We start from the raw sequence: 19,743 nt of genomic DNA on the forward strand, positions 1-19,743 counted from the left end.
CCACTACCGCTGGCGAGATGCTTCGCTGCGCTCTGCATGACGTTCAACTCGGTTTCTAATCACTAATTCTTACCTCCGCTTTGTTCACTCTTCTCACTCCATCTGCGTTGCTGGCTTTACTGGGGCTGCTGGTGCCCCTGGCCATCCACCTCTGGAACCGGCGACCGGGCCGTACGGTGCAGGTGGGCAGCGTGCGGTGGCTGGCGGCTTCCGCTAATCGGCGCCTGCGCAGCCTGAAGCTGGAGCAGCTACTGTTGCTGCTGTTGCGGGCGGCCGTGGTGGCAGTGCTGGCGGTGGCTTTGGCGGGGCCCGTGTGGCAGCGGCCCGCTCCACCTGCGCGCGGGCAGGTGCTAGTGAGCCCCGATTTATTGACTTCAACCAACCTTCCCACGGTACGCCCGCTAATCGACTCGTTGCGGCATAAAGGCTACGTGCTGAGTCGTTTGACATCAGGCTTGCCAGTAATTACTGAAGAAGAATGGGCCGCTCTGCTGGCTAATCCAGTCGCCGCTGATTCTGCGGCGGCCACCGAATCAGGCTTTTTGTGGGCCCGAGCGGCGCAGGCGGCGCAACGCTTTCCCGAGCGCCCAGTTCACTTGCTGACTCCCGCTCGGCTAGCCGATCTGCAAGGTAGCCGACCCAATTTGCCCCCCAACCTTACCTGGCAGCTCATCCCTACTCCTGATTCCAGTGCCTGGGTGCAGTCGGCCGTTAGCAGCGGACCCGATAAACTGCGGCTGCTCATCGGGCGCAGCGACGAGGAAAAAACCACGTTTCGGGCCACTACTGTGGCGCGGCCCGCCGCTGACGGGCATCTGACGGTACCCGGCTTGCCAGCGCTTCGCTACGCAAATCGCCAAGCCAGGCAGCCCGTGATACGACTAGCTGTGGATACTGCTGCGACGCCCGTGCAGGCGGCCCAGCGGCTAAGAATATATTATGTCGCCGATCAGGCCGAGGATGCGCGCTACCTAGCGGCGGCGTTGCGGGCGGCGGGAAGTGGCCTGCCGGTGTCCCCCGTTATTACCGTTTCAGCCGCGGCACCCGCCCTTACCGACTCCCTGGATTGGGTGTTTTGGCTGAGTGATGCGCCCATGCCGGCTGCGTGGAAATCGCGCGTGACGAAGGGCTTGGTGTGGTGGCAACAAGCTCCGGGGCCGGGCGCGGCAGCAGCCGCCTCGTTTGGCACCGCCGGAGCCGACGCGCTTATCCCAGTTTTGCGCCGGGATACGACTGCTATTTTGCCCCACAGCACGGTGGTTTGGGCCGATGGCGAGGGCCGGGCGGTGTTATCATGGCGGGCGGCGGGCGGCGGGCAGCTTTACCGACTGCACACGCGCCTAAACCCAACCTGGAGTGGATTGGCGGATAGCCCGGCGCTGCCGGCGCTGCTTCTGGAATTGTTGGAACCAGCTACGCCCGCACTGGCCATAGCTCGTTATGATTACCGGACGGTTGCGCCCGCTCAGGTGCAGGCAGCTATTCAGCCAAAGCCAGCCGCAGCCAAAAATGCCCCCCAGAAAGCGGCTAAGCCGGCGGCGGATACGTTCACCGATTTGCGGCCCTGGGCCGTGCTGCTGGCCGGACTGCTTTTTGGCTTGGAACGCCTGTTGGCGCAACGTCGTCCGGTTTCAACCCCTGTTTCTCCCGTATGACACCTTCAACCCAAACTGCCGTAGCGCCCTCCGTGGCTACCTCGCCCGCCCTTCGGGCGGAGTGGCGTCGCTACGCTTTGCGCCGCACGGGAGCCTTGCTGCTGCCCGTGCTGGCGGGGGGCATTTTGCTGGTGGTATTGGCCCGCTTCTGGCCCTTGCCCAGTTGGGTTGTGGGCGGAGCAGCCCTACTTTTAGTAGCCTTGGTCCTCATCCAACTGCGGCGCTACTGGCATTCCGATCTGACACCCGTAGCCCGGCGCCTCGATCGGCGGTTTCCGGAGTTAGAAGACAGCACGGGTTTGCTGTTGCGCGAATCATCGTCCCTGAACCTGCTGGAAAGCCTTCAGCAGCAGCGGGTAAGTCGCCGGTTGGAAGGACTACAAAGCACTGAGAAACCTTTGCTGCCTGTCGATTTTCGGCCGGCGCTGGGCTGGGTGGGTTTGCTGCTGATGCTGGCCGGCTTGGCTTGGTGGCTGAAGCCAACTTCTGACGCCACGGTGGCCGCCGCAGCCCCGGCCGTAGCGCTCAATTTTCCCGAAGAAAAAATCAATCCGGTGGCTCAGGCCGCACCGCGCGTTACCAATACCCGCATCAACGTGACGCCGCCCGCCTACACGCGGCAGCCCGCTACGTCGGTGGCTATGGCCTCTTTCCGCTGTCCTAGTGGTTCCAAAGTGCGTTGGACGGTGCGCGTAAACCGGGCCGCTGATGCTCCGCCGCAACTAGAGCTCGGGGCGCGGCGGGTGGCTTTTCGGGCCGTGCCAGGGCAGGCGAACACCTATGTGGCCGAGCAAACGCTGACCGCTTCCGTGCTGTACCGCGTGCGCTTCGCGGGTAAGGCGTCTGATGATTATGCCATCGACGTGCAACCCAACCAGGCGCCCGTCATCCAGATTCAGAGCCCCAAGCCTTACACCCTCATTGAGTTTGGCGACAAGCCGCAAATCGCGGTGCGTATTGCTTTGCGCGATGATTACGGCTTGAGCCGGGCCCGACTGGTGGCTACGGTGGCCCAGGGCCAAGGGGAAGCCGTAAAGTTTACGGAGACGGTCACCGACCTCAGCGGGCCCTTGCGCGGCCAGCCTGCGCAAGCCACGACCACTCATACGCTCAGCTTGCCCAAGCTCGGGCTCACCTACGGCGACGAGGTGTACTTCTACGTGCAGGCCTGGGACAACGCCCGCGGCAGCACCCGCTCCGACACCTATTTGGTGCAGTGGGAAGACACGGCCGTAGTTGATGGCACTTCCGATTTGGCGATGGGTGTGAATGTGGTGCCGGCTTACTTCCGCAGCCAGCGCCAGATTATTATCGACACCGAAAAGCTGATAGCCGAGCAGCCGCGTTTGTCGGCCACTACTGTGGCAGAGCGCGGCAACAACCTAGGCTTCGACCAGAAAATTCTGCGCATGCGCTACGGCAAGTTTCTGGGCGAAGAGTTTGAGCAGGGCATCGGCGAAACGGCCACCCGCCCACCCGCAGCCGAACAGGATAACCCCGCCACCGCCGAACAAGAGGATAGTAAAGAAAAAGAAGAAGTACACACGGCCGACGACGGCCACGACCACAGCGGCGACAAGTTTCCTTCCGCCCGAGATGTACCCGGCGAGGCCGCCACGGCCGCCCTCATGGAGCCCTACATGCACCTGCACGACGACAGCGAAACGGCCGATTTTCTGGAGCCCGAGGTGAAGGCCAAGCTGCGCGGGGTGCTGGCCCAAATGTGGGAAGCCGAGCTACGCCTGCGTACCAGTCGGCTGAAGGAAGCGTTGCCCTACGAGTACCGCGCCCTGCGCTTGCTCAAGCAAGTGCAGCAGCAAACCCGCGCCTACGTCAAGAAATCAGGATTTACGCCACCCATATTGCCCGAGGCTACCCTGCGCCTGACCGGCGAGATGGGCAACGCCGCCGCCCCGCGCAAGGAGCAGAAAATTGCCCCCCAGGACAATCAACCTGTGGTGCGCGACGCCCTGCGCTGGCTGGGCACTGCCCGCCGGGGTCAGAGGGTGAAGCCCGGCGACGCGCCGGTGCTGGAGCGGGCCGGGCAAGCTTTAGCCCAAGCCGCCCTGCAACGGCCTGGCGCCTACCTCACTGCCCTGCGCGACCTGCGCGGCTTGGTAGCCGACGTACGTGCCAAGCGGCCACTGCGTGTTGAGCTGGTGCCGTCGGTGGAGCGGGCGCTTACCGGCTTGCTGCCCGCTCCGGCGGCCGCGCCCACGCGGGTGCCGACCGCTAACCCGCTGGCTCAGCGGTATTTTCAGGAATTAAGCCGGTAAGTTTTGTTTAAAATTCCCCCCACGCTTCTTTATTACGCGCTGCTTGCGCTCTGTGTGCTGCTGGTAATCGGCTTGACCTGGAGCACCCTGCGGCGGCCTAACCGGCAGCGTCTTGTGCTACGCTTGCTGGCAGGAATGCTAGCCGGGGCGGGGCTGTGGTTTACCGCCTTTCCGCCCACCCGCAGCGTAGCTGGCTCGCAGCACGAAACCATTTTGCTTACCGAAGGCTTCCAGCCTGATACGCTACGGGCCTTACTGCGCCGCCTGGGGCCAGCCACCCGCCTATGGCGTACCACTTCCGTAGCCGGAGCCGACACGGTAACACCAGCTAATCTTCTACAGATCAGAGAGCAACAGCCTAACCTGCGGCGCCTGCACGTGCTGGGTCAGGGCTTGCCGGCTGCCGACCTACCTATGCTCGGTCCGGTCCGCCTGATTCGGCATGCACCACCCGCCCGAGCTGGTTTCCGGACGGCCAACTGGACGCCCCGCGTGGAGCTGGGCCAGCCGGTGCAGGTAGCAGGCTTCTTCGAAAATCTGCCCCCCAGCACTGGTAATGCTACGCCAACGTGGGTGCACCTGCGGGCGGTAGGTGCGCCGCGCGACTCGGTGCGCTTGACTAGTGGCCGGGGGGCTTTTCGGCTGAGTTACGTACCGAAAGCAGCTGGCTTGGCCGCGTATGAGCTGGTAGCGCGGCGTGGGGGGCAAATTTTGGCCTCCGAGCCCGTACCCGTGGAGGTAGTTTCCACCCGCGCCCTGCGGGTGTTGCTGCTGGCCAACACACCATCTTTTGAATTTAAATTCCTGAAAAACCAGCTTGGCACCCGTCAGCACGCGGTGGCATTGCGCGTGGGCATCAGCCGCGGCCTGACGCAAACCGAGTTTCTCAACCAGCCCGCCCACGATATTTCCCGGCTTACGCCCGCCCTGCTGGCCCGCTATGATGCTATCATAGCCGATGTGGGTACAATTGCTGCTCTTTCAGGCGGCGAAATCCGGCAGCTTACCACCGCGTTGCGCACCGATGGGACGGGCCTGATCCTGTTAGCTGATGCGGCTCCGTTGCCGCGCCTTATGCCCGCCCGCGCTGCCTTTAGCATTTTACCCGTGGCTACGGCAGCTTCCGCCCGACCTCAGCCTGTGCAGTGGCCGGGTGCCACTAGCCGTACCACGGCCACGGTACCGGCGACGTTGCGGCCCTCTGCCCACTTGCGGCCGATTGTAACAACGGGTCAGGGACAAGCAGTGGTAGCTTCTCAGCGGGTAGGGATGGGAGCTATGGTAGTATCGTTGCTGCCCGAAACCTTTCGCTGGGCCCTACAGAATGATTCGCTGACGTACAATGCCTACTGGAGCCGGCTGCTCACTGCCGTAGCCCGGCCCGAACCAGCTGCTGCTGCTTGGCGCGTTACCACACCTTGGCCCCGTTCCAACACCCTGGTGGAAGTACAGCTAACGTCGGCCGCTTTTCCTGCCACCGCGCCCACCGTGCAAGGCGCAGCGGGCACGCCCACGCGCCTTGCCCTGCGCCAGGATACGCGCCTGCCGGAGTGGAGCACTGGTCAGTTTTGGCCCGACTCCGCAGGGTGGCACCGCGTGACGCTGGCCAGTAAGGCAGCACATTCATTTTATGTGTTTGGGGGGCAAAACTGGCTCGGTCCCGAAATTGAATTACGCCAGCAGGCGGCGCAAGCGTGGCTGGCTAACCTATCATCTGCTGATACAGCCACGCCTGAAACCTTTAGTCAACCGTGGCCGGCAGCTTGGTTTTTCGGTTTGTTTTTGCTCGGCGCTGGCTTTTTGTGGCTGGAGGAAAAGCTGTAACAGAAAGCAGCTTATAGCTGCGCGGGTATCAGCTCATAGGTTGCTTGGCACTGAAGGTCACAAGATGTGCTTTAAACCAAAAAAGTGCTTAAACATAGTAGCTAACCCAAGTTGCAGAGTAGCCGCGTAGCGGCGCCAGGTTTGTAGAACGGACAGGGAAGCAGATCCAAGTGCTGCGTAGTGGTGCCAGCAACCGCCTGCTGTTCCTGGCACCACTACGCGGCGCTGCCGCACTAGTCCAGCATCGAGGCTACAAACTTGGCGCCGCTGCGCGGCTACTGCGCAACTTGGGTTAGCTAGGAGAATAACATCCGCGTGCCCCCCTGCCCGGAAAAACAATAAGGCCTGCGTACCATCGGCCAGGGAGGCTACTAAGGTCAACTGATCGTGCAGCTCTACAAAATGCTCCAGCGTAAGGCGATTGATCTCATTATCGTCGATGATAATACAAGCTTGTGACGCAGGCGGAGCAGATGAAACAGGTTAAATGGATTTAGAAGCGAATCAACGGTACGAGTAATTATCGCTAACGTACAATCATCTACTTGTATAAAATTTCAAAGTTTATATTACACTGAAAAAATGCAATATTAATTTGTATTTTTTCAGTGTAATACCAGAAGCATGACTTTGATATAAATCCCATAAAAAAAACGGCCCGGCTTCCCTGAATAAGAGGCCGGGCCGTTTGGCAACTAATCGGTTTATGCCGGTAGCTGCGTACTTTTACTCTTGAGTCGTGGTAGTGGTAGTCGAAGTCGAGGTGCCGTCAGCAGGAGCTGCCATAGCCGAAGAGTCAGCCATCATCGAAGTAGAATCGCCCATGGCAGGAGTGGTAGTCTCGGTGCTCATCTCGGTAGTAGTGGTTTCAGTAGTCTCAGCAGGCTTCGACTCGCAAGAAGTCAGGGCAGCAGCGAATACAAAAGCCAGGGCAGATACTTTCAGGAAGTTCTTCATTTTGGTGTTAGGTTTGAAAAATTGTCTAAAAAACGTCCTTCATACCCATTCAGCCAAAAGGTAACCCAGCGGCAGAAAATAAATTTGGGGAGGGTTACCAAGTTCTCCTCTTTGTATTAAAGACCAAAGCGAATGGGTAAGGGTCAACCTTCCTACACTGATGAAGAGTTCGTGGCCGCCATTCAGACCGGCGACGACCGGGCATTGGCACAACTATACCGCCTGCATCTGCCCATGATTTCGCACCTGGTGCTGCAAAACAGCGGCACCGAGGACGAAGCCAAGGACGTGTATCAGGAGGGCGTAATGGTGTTTTATGAAAAGGTGCGCGAAGGCTCATTGGAGCTCAGCTGCCAGATCAAAACCTACCTCTACGCGGTATGCCGCCGGCTATGGCTCAAACGGTTAGCTGAGAAAAACCGCTTCAGCGGACGTCTCGAAGACCACGAGCCTTACCTCGAAACCGGTGCGGAGGAGGATGTAGATCAGGCGGAGGAGCGCAATCAGCGCTTCGCTACCATGGCCGAAGCCCTCAACCACTTGGGAGAGCCTTGCCGGTCGCTGCTTGAAGGTTTTTACCTGCAGGAGAAATCCATGCAGCAACTCACGGCTGAGTTCGGCTATACCAACGCCGACAACGCCAAAAATCAAAAATATAAGTGCCTGGTGCGGCTAAAAAAGTTGTTTTTCACTCACTATAAGGAGGAAGAATCTTTTAAAACTGCGCTTGGTTTCCAGTTCTGGAAGCTCGCTCTGCCCTATGAAAACGGAAGCTGATTATTACGCTTTATTTGATGCTTACCGGAGCGGACAACTGGCTCCGGATGAGCAAGCTACCCTGAAGCGGCGCCTGGCCGCCGAGCCCGATTTGGCCCAGCAGCTCGCTGATTTCGACGAGCTAGCGGGTACGCTGCATGGCTACGGGCAGCGCCTGAAGACGCGCCGCAAGCTACGCGCTATGCAGGCCGCCCTCGACGCGGAAAAGGAAGCCACCGAAGCCGTTATTGAAACCGGCCACCCCACTATGCCAACCATGCGCATTTCGCGCACCGAGCAGCACTTGCGGGAGTTCTGGAGTGGGCACCGCGCTACCATTGCCGTGGCCGCATCAGTTGCGGTGCTGGCCGTATTTGCCACTTTGCTCGGCCTGGAAATGTGGCGCACGGCCCAGCAAAAGCCTTCCCTATACGGCTACACAGTCCTGCGCCGGGAGGTAGAGCGCATCAAGCGCACCCAGCGCGCGATGAATAAAGCGCTTACCCAAAGAGATGAGCCGCGCCCCAGCGAGGAAACGAATCCGGGCAAATTCAGCGGTACGGGCTTCGCCCTCACCACCGACGGCTACCTGGTAACCAGCTACCATGTGATTCAGGGGGCTGACTCCGTGCTGATTGAGAGCCGCGACCGGCAGCGCTTCCGCGCGGAGCCCGTTTTCTCCGACGTAGCCCACGACTTAGCTATTCTACGCATCACCGACCCCAAGTTCACGGGCTTTGGCCGCCTACCTTACTCATTCAAGCGCGGCCTGGCCGAGCTGGGCGAAAGAGTATACACGTTAGGTTATCCGCGTGAGGATCTGGTGTTTAATGATGGCTCGCTGAGTGCCCGCTCGGGTTTCGAAGGTGACACCGGCTTTTATCAGATTTCTATTCCCGTGAACCCAGGCAACAGCGGTGGACCGCTGCTCGATGACCGCGGCAACCTGATCGGTATAATCAGTGGGCGGCAGATGGACGTGCAAAGCGCCGCCTTCGCCACCAAGTCGTCGTACCTGATGCGCCTGGTCGATTCGCTGGCTACGGCCAAGCCTGCGCAGCCGTATAACTTACCTCGTTTCAATCAATTGACCGGCAACACCCGTCCGCAGCAGCTGCGTAAGCTCCAGGATTTTGTGTTCGTAGTAAAGGTCTACGAATAGGAATTACTTAGTTCACTTATTAAAAAGCCCCCCAGAAATTATTCTAGGGGGCTTTTTTACTGCTCAGTTGAGTAAGATGAAGCGGCTGCATTGCCAACAGCTTTTACGTTTAGCTGCTACCAGCATACGTTATTTCGGGCTCCACCCCACGAATATCCGCGAATGAATGTGCTAGGAAAGATGATAATAACCAGCTATTTTTAAAGGTGTTATGATCTTCTTTCCCACTTCCTCGCGCTACTATGAATCGAAGATCTTTTCTTGAAAAGAATGCGCGGGTCCTAGCTGCTCCCACTTCGCCAGCAGCACCCGTGGCACCCTCGCCAAATTGCCTGTCTGTACTTGGCGATGAGGAGCAGATCAGCCCATACGCCAACAAAAAGCTACCTGCGCCTGCCCTTACAACCACCACTGGCCTTAGCACTTACAGCGGCCCGTGGACGGAAGTACAGGCAGCCCATTTGCTGCGCCGCACCTTATTCGGACCTACACGAACCGAAATAATGGCGGCAACCGGGCGGGGCTTGCTACAGGTAGTAAGCGACTTGCTTGCCCCTGCTCCCGCCCCTGTCCCGCCGCTGAATGTAGCCGCCACCGACACCAGTGTGGCCCTGGGCGAAACCTGGGTAACAAAACCCTTTGATCAGGCAGTGGAAGGCGTACGGCGCACCTCGCTACGGTCGTGGTGGATGGGCCAACTTGTAGGGCAGGGCACTTCTCTCACGGAAAAGATGACGCTGTTCTGGCACAATCGCCTCGTTGTTGAGCTAAGTGATATCAATGATGCGCGTTATGGCTACCTGTACACGGCTCTGCTTCGCCAACAGGCCCTTGGCAATAGCAAACAGCTTATCAAGGATGTGACAGTAACGCCGGCTATGCTGCGCTACCTCAATGGCAACCAGAGCACGGCAGCGGCCCCCAATGAAAACTACGGCCGCGAGCTGCTGGAGCTTTTCACCGTGGGCAAAGGCCCGCTCATCGGCCCCGGCAACTACACCAACTACACCGAAGATGACGTGAAAGCCGCCGCCCGGGTGCTCACCGGTTGGCGTGATAATGCCGGCACGCTAGCGGGTTATTATACGGCCAGCCGCCATGATACGGGTACGAAACAGTTCTCGGCGGCCTTCGGGAATCGTAGCATCACCACTGGGGGCGACCAGGAGTACAAGACGCTGATTGACATGATCTTTAGTCAGCCCGAAACGGCGCGCAACCTTTGCCGGGCCCTCTACCGGTGGTTTGTGTATTACGTTATCGATGCGTCGACGGAGGAGCTGGTCATTCAGCCTATGGCTACGCTTCTCGTGCAGAATAACTACGAAGTGGCGCCCGTGCTCCGGGCTCTGCTGACCAGCGAGCATTTTTTGATTCGGCAACTATGGGCTGCCTCATAAAAAGCCCCCTAGACTTCTCCGTGACGGCCTGCCGGCAGCTGCAGGCAGCCTTTCCGGCGGCGTCGAGTGTGGTAGCGCAGTATGGCATGTGGGACTATCTCAATGGGCAAACCACCGTGCAGCAGCAGTCCCTCGGCGACCCACCCAACGTGGCTGGTTGGCCCGCTTACTACCAAACGCCCCAGTTTCACGAAATGTGGATTAATGCCGTGACGCTGCCCCGCCGCAACCAGCTTACTGATTTGCTCATTGGTGCTGGCGTAACGCGCAATGGCTTCAAGCTTGCTATCGACCCCGTTGCTGTAACGCTGACGCTGCCCCCTACCGTTGCAGCCGACCCCACCCAACTCGTAGCCGAATACGCGAAGCTGTTGCTGCCTATTCCGCTGACCAGCACCCAGCTGGCTTTCCTGAAAGACACGCTGCTACCAGGGCTGCCCGACTTTGAGTGGACCGTGGAATGGAACGCTTACTTAGCTGCCCCAACTACGGCGGTCAAAAAAGCCGCCGTGATGACCAAGCTGCAAGCGCTGCTCCGGGCAATGATGGGCCTGGCCGAATATCATCTTAGCTGATAGGTGCTTGGTAGAGTGACTATGGCTCAGCCTACCCAAGCGACTAAGTACCACTCTGCTACCCACTTTCCGTCCCTCTACTCCTTAGGTCATCCCTTTATGAAACGCAGAGATTTTCTCCAGACAACGGCTACCGCGGCAGTATTACCGGCCCTAATGGGGGGCTTTCCTATTGGAGCCTACGGGTACTCGCCCGAGTTGTATGAGCTGACGGGCGGAGTTACGCAAACCGACCGGGTGCTGGTGCTTATTCAGCTTAATGGTGGCAATGATGGGCTAAACATGATTATCCCCCTCGATCAGTACTCATCGCTGATGCGGGCCCGGCCCGATATTGCTATTGCTGAAGGCGAAGTACTGCGCCTGACGGCGGCCACCGGTATTCATCCGGCCATGGCCAGCATCCGGAATATGTATGCGAACGGGCAGATTGGCGTGGTGCAGAGCGTAGGGTATCCTAACCCAAACTTCAGCCACTTCCGCGCCACCGACATCTGGACTTCCGGCTCCGACTCCAACGTCACGATTACTTCTGGGTGGGCGGGCCGTTACCTTGAGGGTGAGTACCCAGGCTTTCCGACCGGCTTCCCCAGCGCTGATAACCCTGACCCGCTGGCAATCAGTATTGGCTCGGTGGTGAGCAACTGCGTGCAGGGACCTACCGTGAACATGGGCATGGCGATAGCCAGCACCTCCTCGTTTTACCAACTGCTCTCCGGGGGCGTCGATACGGCTCCGAATACTCCGGCTGGCCACGAGCTGACCTTTATTCGGCAGGTGGTGCAACAAACCCAAGTGTATACTTCCAGCATAAAGCTGGCCGCCAGCAAGGCCCAGAACTTGTCGGCCCTGTACCCCGCAGCCGGCCAGAACACGCTGGCTGATCAACTAAAGATTGTGGCCCAGCTCGTAGCGGGTGGTCTGCAAACCAGGGTATATGTCTGCAACCTGGGGGGATTTGACACGCATGCCGCCCAAGTTTCCGCTACGGGTAGCACCGCCACCGGTACGCACGCAACCCTGCTGGGCCGAATTTCGCAGGCACTGGAAGCCTTTCAGGATGACTTGCAACGGCTGCGGGTGCAGGATCGGGTGGTGGGCATGACCTTCTCCGAATTTGGACGGCGCATTAAGTCAAACTCCAGCAAAGGCACCGACCATGGCGCAGCGGCACCGCTCATCGTATTTGGCACTAGCGTCAACCCTATTATTCACGGCACCAATCCGTTGCTGCCTACCAATGCGAGCGTGAACGACAATGTACCCATGCAGTTTGATTTTCGCAGCATCTACGCCAGCATTCTGAAAGATTGGTTTTTTGTGCCCCAAACTACACTTAACGCCCTGCTACCTTCCAGCACGGGGCAGCTGCCGTACGTTCCGGTATTGCGTCCCGGCGTGGTAACCGGCACTACCCCGGCCACCGAAGTAAGCGTAGCCGGCTTCAGCGTGTATCCCAATCCGGTACGAGATTACTCAACCATTACCTTTGAGGCCAATGGTGGCCACGTGCAGGTGCTGCTATTTGATATGGTAGGTCGGGAGGTGCTACGCCTAGTAGACCGGCGCTTGCCCAAAGGCGCACAGAAGTTGGAGCTGGACGTGCATACGCTAGCTAGTGGCTCCTATTACTGCCACGTTCAGGAAGGCAGCCGCACCAGCTCCCGGTTGGTAGCGGTGTTAAAATAAAAAAGCCTTAACGGAGTAAGCTATGAGTCCTCAGGACTTGCTTCTTATTGCTAAATAGCCTGTTCAAAGCCGCTTCAGTAAAAACCAATGAGGTAGGGTCAGTAACTGCGCACGACTTTTTGCGTACATGTTTGCCAGTGGCCTAGCCACATTCATGTATCGACCTTTCATTTGTCTCGCTAACCTCCGTTATGGAAAACCAATCACAACTAGAAACTCAGCTGGAAAAAATTCTGCCCGAAGACATCACCCGGACGCTCGAAAGCGCCTACCACGTTATCTTCCAGGGCGACCACGACCGTATTGACGACCTGCTCAAGCACGGAGGAGCATTGTTGAAAAAAACAGCCCAGCGCTTCACCACTACGCAGCTTATCTTGGGTATCGCGGCCATTGCTGCCGTAGCCGTGGTGGTAGTGAATAAGGCCGTAGATGCCGCCGACGACCACGATACTTCGGCCGAGCCCGTGGAAGATAACAAGCCAAATAAGCCAGCCAAGCCTGCCGCTAAGCCGCAGCCTGGTCAGCATTCGTAGGCGTTTAGCTTGCCATAAAGAAAACAGGGATTTTTCCTTGTATCACAAAAAAGCCCCCCAGATAGATTCTGGGGGGCTTTTTTGTGGCTGTCGGCTACGTGGCTGAGCAGTACAGCTCGGCACAAGGAAAAAAATAAATGGAGTATTTAATATAAATAAGCAAATATTTTTTATAATGCATATACGTTTCCTATGTTTAGGATAATCAGTATACCCGACCCAGCCACTCCCACTTTTTCTCACTTCCTATGCCACACAAATACTTACTACTTTTTGGTGCTCTGCTGTTTATGGCTCTAGGCGAAACAGTTGGTACGGTAACTGCCGCGATACAACCTCCGGCCACTTCAGCCCCTACTTTTATTGGGCCCTACGCCAAGCGCAAGCCTATTAAAGCACAGTACAAACACAAAAAAGCCCCTCACCGCCAAGGTCGGCCGCTTGTTCGCACCATCTACTAAATAACCAGCAACAAAAAAGCTCCCCAGACACAATCTGGGGGGCTTTTTTGTTGCTGGTTTCTGTACTGGGTTAGCATACGAACTGGTTGCAGCCTGATGCTGCTACACCACAGCAGCCATTGTGGCTAAAAACCGCGTTACTATTAAGCAGCAGTTAGCACGTCAGGGTCGTTGTGCGCGGGAGAATTGACGAGCGTACTCACTATGTACTCCTGCATCAGCTCGGGGGCGTACGGGCGAAGCAAGTGTTGGTGCTCACCTACTGATACGCCATCGTCGAGCCAGGCCAGCTCCGCTTCCCGGTCTGGTAGTATTACGGGCATGCGGTTGTGCAGGCTGGCCATCAGATCGTTGGGCTCGGTGGTGATAATGGTAAAAGTAGGCAGCACCTCGCCCGTTTCGCGGTCGGCCCACTCGTCCCAGAGGCCAGCGAAGGCAAAGGGCTGCTCGTTGCGCAGCAAAATACGGTGGGGCACCTTGGCTTTTTTGCCCTTGTCACCGGCGGGCGGCGCTACCTGCTGCCACTCGTAAAAGCTGTCGGCCAGCACCAGGCAGCGCTTGCGCTGGAGCAATTGCCGAAACGACGGCTTTTCGGCTAGCGTCTCGGCGCGGGCGTTGATGGGCTTGAGGGCTGTTTTAATGTCTTTTACCCACCCTGGCACCAATCCCCACTGCACCAGTTGAATCTGGCCGGGGGCAGTATTCATGATAATGGGCAGCTGCTGGGAAGGCGCCGCGTTGTAGTTGGGGGGCATTTCTTCGGTAAACCGGGCGTCAAAACGCTCTTCAATAGCAGGAGCCGGCGAGATAAATGTATAGCGGCCGCACATAAGCTGGCAGATAATAAGTGGGAGAAATTCCTTAGCAGGGCATCGGAAGTACTTAGCTGGTTACGCCGGCCCGCGGGCAGAGGTTGTGTAAGCTCCCACCGACGAGTATATGGCTTGTTTAGTAGTTGGGGGGCTTTTTTGCAGCCGCTCAATTCTGGCACGCTACAGCCGCTGCCGTAACCCAAAGCGTGCCCTTAATCAGTACTTCAGCCCCGCCCCTATGGATCAGCCGCTTGCGCTTCGCCTACTAGTCGTTGCTGGGCTGGCATTAGTGTGCTACCGGCTCCTAGCAGTTGCCAATCTGGTCTGGGACAACGAAGGGAGCACCCTATATTCAACGGCAAGCAATTATCTGTGCTGCATCCGAACCAAAGGAGCTAGATGGCAGCGTTTTACCGCGCACTCCCTGGCTTTACGGTTGCTTCTTTTCTTCCAGCTTATAGGTATTCATCAGCTTGAGCAGCACCCCGTTAGTCCAGCCAAACCCGTCTTGTAGGGGGTATTCTCCCCACCAGCTTCCAGACTGGTATTCACCACATTATATTTCTCCAGCAGCTTACCCGTTTGCTGAAATACCCGGCTGTTCAGGCTCACCCAGCGACTGGCAATAGTGCGGGCCAGTTTCCGCTGACGATAATTTTCAAGGCCCCGAATGGCCATGTATTGCAGCGGGGCCCAGGCGTTGGGCGCGTCCCATTGTTGCCCACTACTGTTCAGGGTAGTAAGCAGGCCGCCTGGTTTCAAAAAGTCTTTTTTAGCCCCGATGCTACTTGCCGGGCCTGCTGGGCCGTCGCCAGCTCAAAAGTGAGCGGGAAAACGCCCGCCAGGCTACGCACAGTTGAGCGCCGCCCCTGCACCCAGTTGTAATCCATAAACCAGCCGGCATTTTTATCCCAGCAATACGCCAGAATGGCCTTTTTGCGCCCCGCGGCTTTCTGCTGATAGCTGCGGGCCAGCTCCGGTTTGCCTTGCAGCTCGTAGGTGCGGGCCAGGGTTTTTTCCAGGTTATACAGCAGACAATTCAAATCGACCGGCACCAGATTAATGGTTTGGATGGACGCCAGCTGCCCCGAGTCGTCGAACCAGCGCGTGCTGAAATCCCAGCCGGAGGCCGCCGCCGCGCGCACGTTGCGGTAAAAAGTGGCGGCCGGCTGCTTGCTCTCGCGGGCGGTCGTCACATCTTCCCTATATGACTCCTCGCGGGGCTGGTCGCTGGCATCCCAATAGCGGTTGAGCACCTGGCCGGAGGGCATTCTGACTGCCGTACGGCTGGCTTGCCCAGGGGCGAGCGAGTCGGCGCCGGTCATCCAGTACGCGTACTCGCGCAGCAGTGGCGCCTGGTAGCGCACCACTACCGTGTCGCCTTGGCTTTGCGCCAGCAAGCCAACCATAAGCGAGAAAAACGGCGGCTGGGAGCGGGTAAGGTAGTAGGTCCGGTTGCCGTTGGGCACAAACCCGTACTTCCCGATCAGGTAAGCGAAGTTGTCCAGCATATGCCGGATGAGCGTGGTTTGGCCATCTTCCTGCAGACCCAGCATCGTAAAATACGAATCCCAGTAATACACCTCCCTAAAACGCCCCCCAGGCACAATGTAGGGGTGAGGCAAGGGCACCAGGGACGAAATTTGCCCCCCAGCATCGGCCGGGCGGGCCAACACCGTCCACAGCGTATCGATGTGCGCCCGCAGCCCGGCCCCTACATTGCTCTGATACAGCGTAGTAGCAGCCGTGGGGGGCAAAAAGTAAGTATCGACAAACGCTTTGAGCTGGAAGTCTGGCCTACTCTTCTGCTGCGCATACGCCTGCATGATAGCCGCTGGTGTCTCCTTGGGCAGCGCATCCACGAAGGTTTTGTTGTCGGTATATACGCGGCCCAACTGTACCTCCTCAAACAAGCCCAGATACAGCTGCCGGGGTGAAAGTTGTTGGGCGTGGGCGCTGATAAGCAGCGGAAACAGCAGAAGCAAGAGCAACCGTCTTTTCATAGGAATGGGCGTAATGCGGCAGGTGCTTAAAAAGTACGTAAGCCTAATTATTTCCGCCGGGCCTGATGAGCAACCTCTCCGCCGGGCGGCAAAGCAAAGCGTAAGATACTGCGTATCCTCCTGGGTTGACTCCTACACAAAAAAGCCCCCCAGAATCTACCTGGGGGGCTTTTTTGCGTGAATAATGCAGCTGTTACTAATGGGCAAGTTAGCGCGCCCGTCGCGTACTACTTTGTAAACAAGTGCAGCACCGCGCGTCCCGATTCGCGGAAGCGGCTCTGCTGATTCACGGATGACTCCAGCGCCGGGGAAGCGGAGCCGGGGGCAAAATTCCACCTGACAGGTAATGAGCATCGTTGGAAAGCGAAGCCGGCATTAATTGTATGGCCAGCTCAGTGTAAGCCGAATTGGGCTCCATCTGTAGCGCGGGCTGGGCAGCAACCAGGTAAGGCTCAGCCAGATGCTCATTCAAAATCATCGTGGCATTCTCCTCCAGCGCATAGAGCGACTGATGGCTGGTCGTCTCCGATTTGGCGTACTCCACGACCCGCACGAAGTAAGCCCGGTTTGGGTCCAGGTTTTTGACCATTACCGTATCGGCCTCGCCATCGGCTACCACGAAGCTGCCACCGGCCAAAGCCAATCCTTTGCCAAAGCGTGGATTCGGGGCGTAATCGGTGCCATCAAGGGGAAAGTCATCGACGGGACTATCGGCTTTCATGAGTACTAAGCGGCGGTTGCCGGTGCCATTGGCCCACTTCAGCAAGGTGCTCGTTTTATTCAACGCAGTGCCCGTAAGCTGAGCCGCGTTCTGGTCGGGGCCGACCAGATGATGGGCGGGCCAAGCGGTAGCGCCCCGAACGCAGGCCCAGCCCAGGCGGTCCAGATCAGCCCAGAAGGCGGCATCGTCGCGCCTGGTATTCAGCAGGATAGTCCAGGTGTAGCCTTTTTCAGCGCGCACCAAGTATGTGGCCGTGCCATCGAGGCAGCCGCTGTGCCAGCGGTTGCCGGCGGAGTTTACCTGCCAGCCTTTCGCGTACCGCGCATTTACGGCGGAGGGCTCTACCATCGTGGCGATAGTAGCAGCGCTCAGCAAGCCTGGCTTTTCTGGCGAGCCATCCACGGCCATGAGCAGGCGCGTGAGGTCGCGGGCGGTGAATATCCAGCCGCCGTGGGCGTTCATGGCTTCTACGTTGCAGCCGCCGTAGGCCGCGGGCACCACTTTGCCGGTGCCATAGCAGGAGGCTTGCTGGAAGTGGCTGCCGTACTCGGCTTCGCGCTCCTGCTTATCTACCAACAAGTTGCGCCCCAGGTGAGCTTCACGTACGCCGCTGGGCAGCAGCAGGTGGGCGCGCACCCAGGCCTCGTACGGTTGCAGGGTAACGGCTTCTATTATCTTGCCCAGCACCAAGTAGCCGATATTAGAATAGGCATAGCGGGCTCCGGGCCGAAAGTTCAGGCCTTGGCTCAACATAAAGCGTACTAGGGTGGTATCGCCTACGGGGTTGGGCACGTTCATTACCCTGGCCACATGCTCGGGAAAATCGATGGGGTCGCAGCTGGCAAAACCGTCGCAGCTTTTCTCCCGGTCCCAGCCGGCGCTGTGCTCCAGCAATTGCTGCACCGTGATATCATAGATGCGGCGGTCGTTGATAACCTGCGTGTAATAAGTATCCGACAGGTAGCCCTCCGGCCCGAACGCTTTGTGAGCGAGATCGAGGCGGCCTTCCTCCACCAGCTTCATAATGGCCATCGCCGTGATGGGCTTCGACAAGCTGGCCACCCGCATCAGATGGTGCGGTTGCAGCGGAGTGGTGCGGGCCTGGTCGGCGTAGCCGAAAGCACGGGCGTACACGAGCTTATCGCCCCGGCTAAGCGCTACCGATGCGCCCAGCACATCCCACCGCCGCACAAACTGCTGAATGGCGGTATCAAAGTGGGCGAGTTCGGGCACCGGCACGCCCGTTTGGGCCCCAGCCCGCAACGAAAGCAGCAGTAAAACGAGCGTGTAGAGTTTCTTCAAAAAAGGGAGTAAAAAGGGGTAGCCAACAAGCTCGTTTCTGCCGCAGTGCAGCGCTTGTTGTTACGCCATTTTTATTCCACAATTCCAAGATTAGCGGGTTAATAATCCGATGATAATTATAAATTTTTCATGGTATCAACTAGCCTATTTGTCTGAAAACCTGATGGTATATATTTTAACAAAGACAAGTGATTACATATATAAATTATATTATTCTATGCTTAGCAAGTTATGCCTGAAGTGACATAGCGTTGAGTTCAACTACAGTATCGAAGCGCCACCTTTCAGCGCGATTAGAGCAGACAAAAAAGCCCCCCAGGCCTTGCTGCTGCGCACGTCTTTGGGTAGCTAAATGACGTGCACAGCAGCAAGGCCTGGGGGCTTTTTCTAAGCTATTTATTTTGTAATCGGGGCTGGCTGGGCCTGATGCGAAGGAGTGCCGCCGCTCAATAGGCGCGGCCAGCCATCGTGGTATTCCAGCCGGTCGAGGAGCATGATGCGGCGGGAGTAGCCCTGGTCGGCGTCGATGGCGTCAAAGGTGGGCTGCCGAGGATCGATGGCGTGGTAAGCCAGCCAGTCGTGGCCAGCGCTGTCGGTCACGACGGAGTTGTGGCCGGGCGCGTACCATTGCTTATTGCCTTCCAGCAACATACTATTAGGATTGCCGGTGGCTTGGGGCAAGGTTTCGAAGGGGCCGGTGGCACTGCGCGAGCGCGCCACCAGCACCCCGTAGTGGGCATCGGGGCCACAGCAGTTATTACCGGAGTAAAACAGGTAATACCAGTCATCGCGCAGAATTACCCACGCGCCCTCTATCAAACGCTGATAGTTATTCGGGGCCTCATCCGGTACGGGCTGAATCAGGTCGAGGGCAAGGCTTTGGGGGCAAAAGACACGCGGTCGGGAGCCAGCTCCCGCACTTTGATAGGCCCAAATCCCGAGCCCCAGTACAGCAAGCGCTTACCCGTGGCCGGGTCGTCGAAGCTCATCGGGTCGATATTGATGAAGCTTTCCCCGCAGAGCAACGGCTTACCAATATCCACAAACGGACCGGCGGGTGCATCAGCTACTGCTACCGCCAGACAAAGACCTTCCGTAGCGCCGTTCGGCAACGCCGAATAGTAGAGGTAGTAAAGCCCATCATGTTCGCTCACGTGGGGCGCCCACAGCTTTTGGGTGGTATCGGCCCAGGTGGGCTTCTGCGGCAGCGCATCACCCAGCAGTTCCCAGTCAATCAGGTTGTGGGAGCGCGCCACCTGAATGTTGATGATCAGCTGGCTACGCCACTTGGTTTGGGTGCCATAAGCGTAATAATACCCATCATCGGCCCGGATGATGGTCGGGTCGGGAAAGTCCTCGTTGAGAATGGGATTGGTATAGGTACTGGGGGCATTTTGGCTAGCATAGGGGCAGTGCTTAGGTAAAATAAAGAACTATAGCTGATGGGCTAAGCTCCTTTAAATACGCTGGAAACGCGACAGTAGCCATTGTTTAGGGTTGATGGTTATTATTTGTAGACTGTCATGCTTCGACAAGCGGGCGCTAGATTAAGCATGACAGTCTGTGACTACTTACCCTCATTGTTCGCTCCGTAACCACAATTCTGTTCCGCCT

14 protein-coding genes and 1 pseudogene are annotated in these 19,743 nt (G+C 57.8%); 8 read left to right on the forward strand and 7 right to left on the reverse strand.

Going from position 1 to position 19,743, the window contains the following annotated elements; genetic code table 11:
* Nucleotides 1–80: 80 nt before the first annotated feature.
* Genes MKZ35_RS15530 through MKZ35_RS15540 form a run of 3 tightly spaced genes read left to right on the forward strand, consistent with a single transcriptional unit; the run spans nt 81 to nt 5,755 of the window.
* On the forward strand, nt 81–1,655 hold the full coding sequence (locus MKZ35_RS15530; RefSeq protein WP_482514124.1) for a BatA domain-containing protein: 1,575 nt from the start codon (nt 81–83) through the stop codon (nt 1,653–1,655).
* Nucleotides 1,652–3,931 (forward strand): hypothetical protein, encoded by a 2,280-nt coding sequence (locus MKZ35_RS15535; RefSeq protein WP_482514125.1) that lies wholly within the window; start codon nt 1,652–1,654, stop codon nt 3,929–3,931. Before MKZ35_RS15530 ends, MKZ35_RS15535 begins: the two co-directional genes overlap by 4 nt.
* Nucleotides 3,932–3,934: 3 nt before the next feature.
* Entirely contained in the window at nt 3,935–5,755 is a 1,821-nt protein-coding gene (locus tag MKZ35_RS15540) for a hypothetical protein (RefSeq protein WP_482514126.1), read from the forward strand.
* A gap of 726 nt (nt 5,756–6,481) precedes the next feature.
* Here the strand turns inward: MKZ35_RS15540 and MKZ35_RS15545 are convergent.
* Nucleotides 6,482–6,712, reverse strand: a complete 231-nt coding sequence (locus MKZ35_RS15545) for a hypothetical protein (protein ID WP_482514127.1) — start codon at nt 6,710–6,712, stop codon at nt 6,482–6,484.
* 132 nt (nt 6,713–6,844) lie between these two features.
* Between MKZ35_RS15545 and MKZ35_RS15550 the strand changes: the two genes are divergently transcribed.
* The 5 genes and pseudogenes from MKZ35_RS15550 to MKZ35_RS15570 all read left to right on the forward strand — a co-directional run bounded on the left by MKZ35_RS15550 (nt 6,845) and on the right by MKZ35_RS15570 (nt 12,830).
* Nucleotides 6,845–7,489 carry an RNA polymerase sigma factor gene (locus MKZ35_RS15550; protein WP_482514128.1) on the forward strand — a complete coding sequence of 215 codons (645 nt, stop codon included), beginning with the start codon at nt 6,845–6,847 and terminating at the stop codon, nt 7,487–7,489.
* Nucleotides 7,473–8,630, forward strand: a complete 1,158-nt coding sequence (locus MKZ35_RS15555; protein WP_482514129.1) for a S1C family serine protease — start codon at nt 7,473–7,475, stop codon at nt 8,628–8,630. The genes MKZ35_RS15550 and MKZ35_RS15555 overlap by 17 nt, the downstream gene beginning before the upstream one ends.
* A gap of 503 nt (nt 8,631–9,133) precedes the next feature.
* A pseudogene (locus MKZ35_RS15560) lies at nt 9,134–10,605 on the forward strand (DUF1800 domain-containing protein).
* A gap of 99 nt (nt 10,606–10,704) precedes the next feature.
* Complete coding sequence (locus MKZ35_RS15565) at nt 10,705–12,294, forward strand: DUF1501 domain-containing protein (protein ID WP_482514130.1); 1,590 nt, start codon at nt 10,705–10,707, stop codon at nt 12,292–12,294.
* 191 nt (nt 12,295–12,485) lie between these two features.
* Nucleotides 12,486–12,830 (forward strand): hypothetical protein, encoded by a 345-nt coding sequence (locus MKZ35_RS15570; protein WP_482514131.1) that lies wholly within the window; start codon nt 12,486–12,488, stop codon nt 12,828–12,830.
* A gap of 604 nt (nt 12,831–13,434) precedes the next feature.
* On the opposite strand, the gene MKZ35_RS15575 is transcribed toward MKZ35_RS15570, so the two are convergent.
* The 6 genes from MKZ35_RS15575 to MKZ35_RS15600 form a co-directional block, all read right to left on the reverse strand.
* Entirely contained in the window at nt 13,435–14,121 is a 687-nt protein-coding gene (locus tag MKZ35_RS15575) for an SOS response-associated peptidase (RefSeq protein WP_482514132.1), read from the reverse strand.
* A 450-nt stretch (nt 14,122–14,571) separates the two neighbouring features.
* Nucleotides 14,572–14,865, reverse strand: a complete 294-nt coding sequence (locus MKZ35_RS15580; protein ID WP_482514133.1) for a trehalase family glycosidase — start codon at nt 14,863–14,865, stop codon at nt 14,572–14,574.
* Nucleotides 14,862–16,106, reverse strand: a complete 1,245-nt coding sequence (locus MKZ35_RS15585; protein WP_482514134.1) for a trehalase family glycosidase — start codon at nt 16,104–16,106, stop codon at nt 14,862–14,864. The genes MKZ35_RS15580 and MKZ35_RS15585 overlap by 4 nt, the downstream gene beginning before the upstream one ends.
* A gap of 286 nt (nt 16,107–16,392) precedes the next feature.
* A complete protein-coding gene (locus tag MKZ35_RS15590) occupies nt 16,393–18,129 on the reverse strand; it encodes a serine hydrolase domain-containing protein (protein ID WP_482514135.1) in 1,737 nt (578 codons plus the stop codon).
* A gap of 396 nt (nt 18,130–18,525) precedes the next feature.
* Nucleotides 18,526–18,948, reverse strand: a complete 423-nt coding sequence (locus MKZ35_RS15595) for a family 43 glycosylhydrolase (RefSeq protein WP_482514136.1) — start codon at nt 18,946–18,948, stop codon at nt 18,526–18,528.
* A 41-nt stretch (nt 18,949–18,989) separates the two neighbouring features.
* Nucleotides 18,990–19,556 (reverse strand): family 43 glycosylhydrolase, encoded by a 567-nt coding sequence (locus tag MKZ35_RS15600; RefSeq protein ID WP_482514768.1) that lies wholly within the window; start codon nt 19,554–19,556, stop codon nt 18,990–18,992.
* Between the last annotated feature and the right edge of the window lie 187 nt (nt 19,557–19,743).

The organism is Hymenobacter sp. R533113 (genome assembly GCF_056835965.1).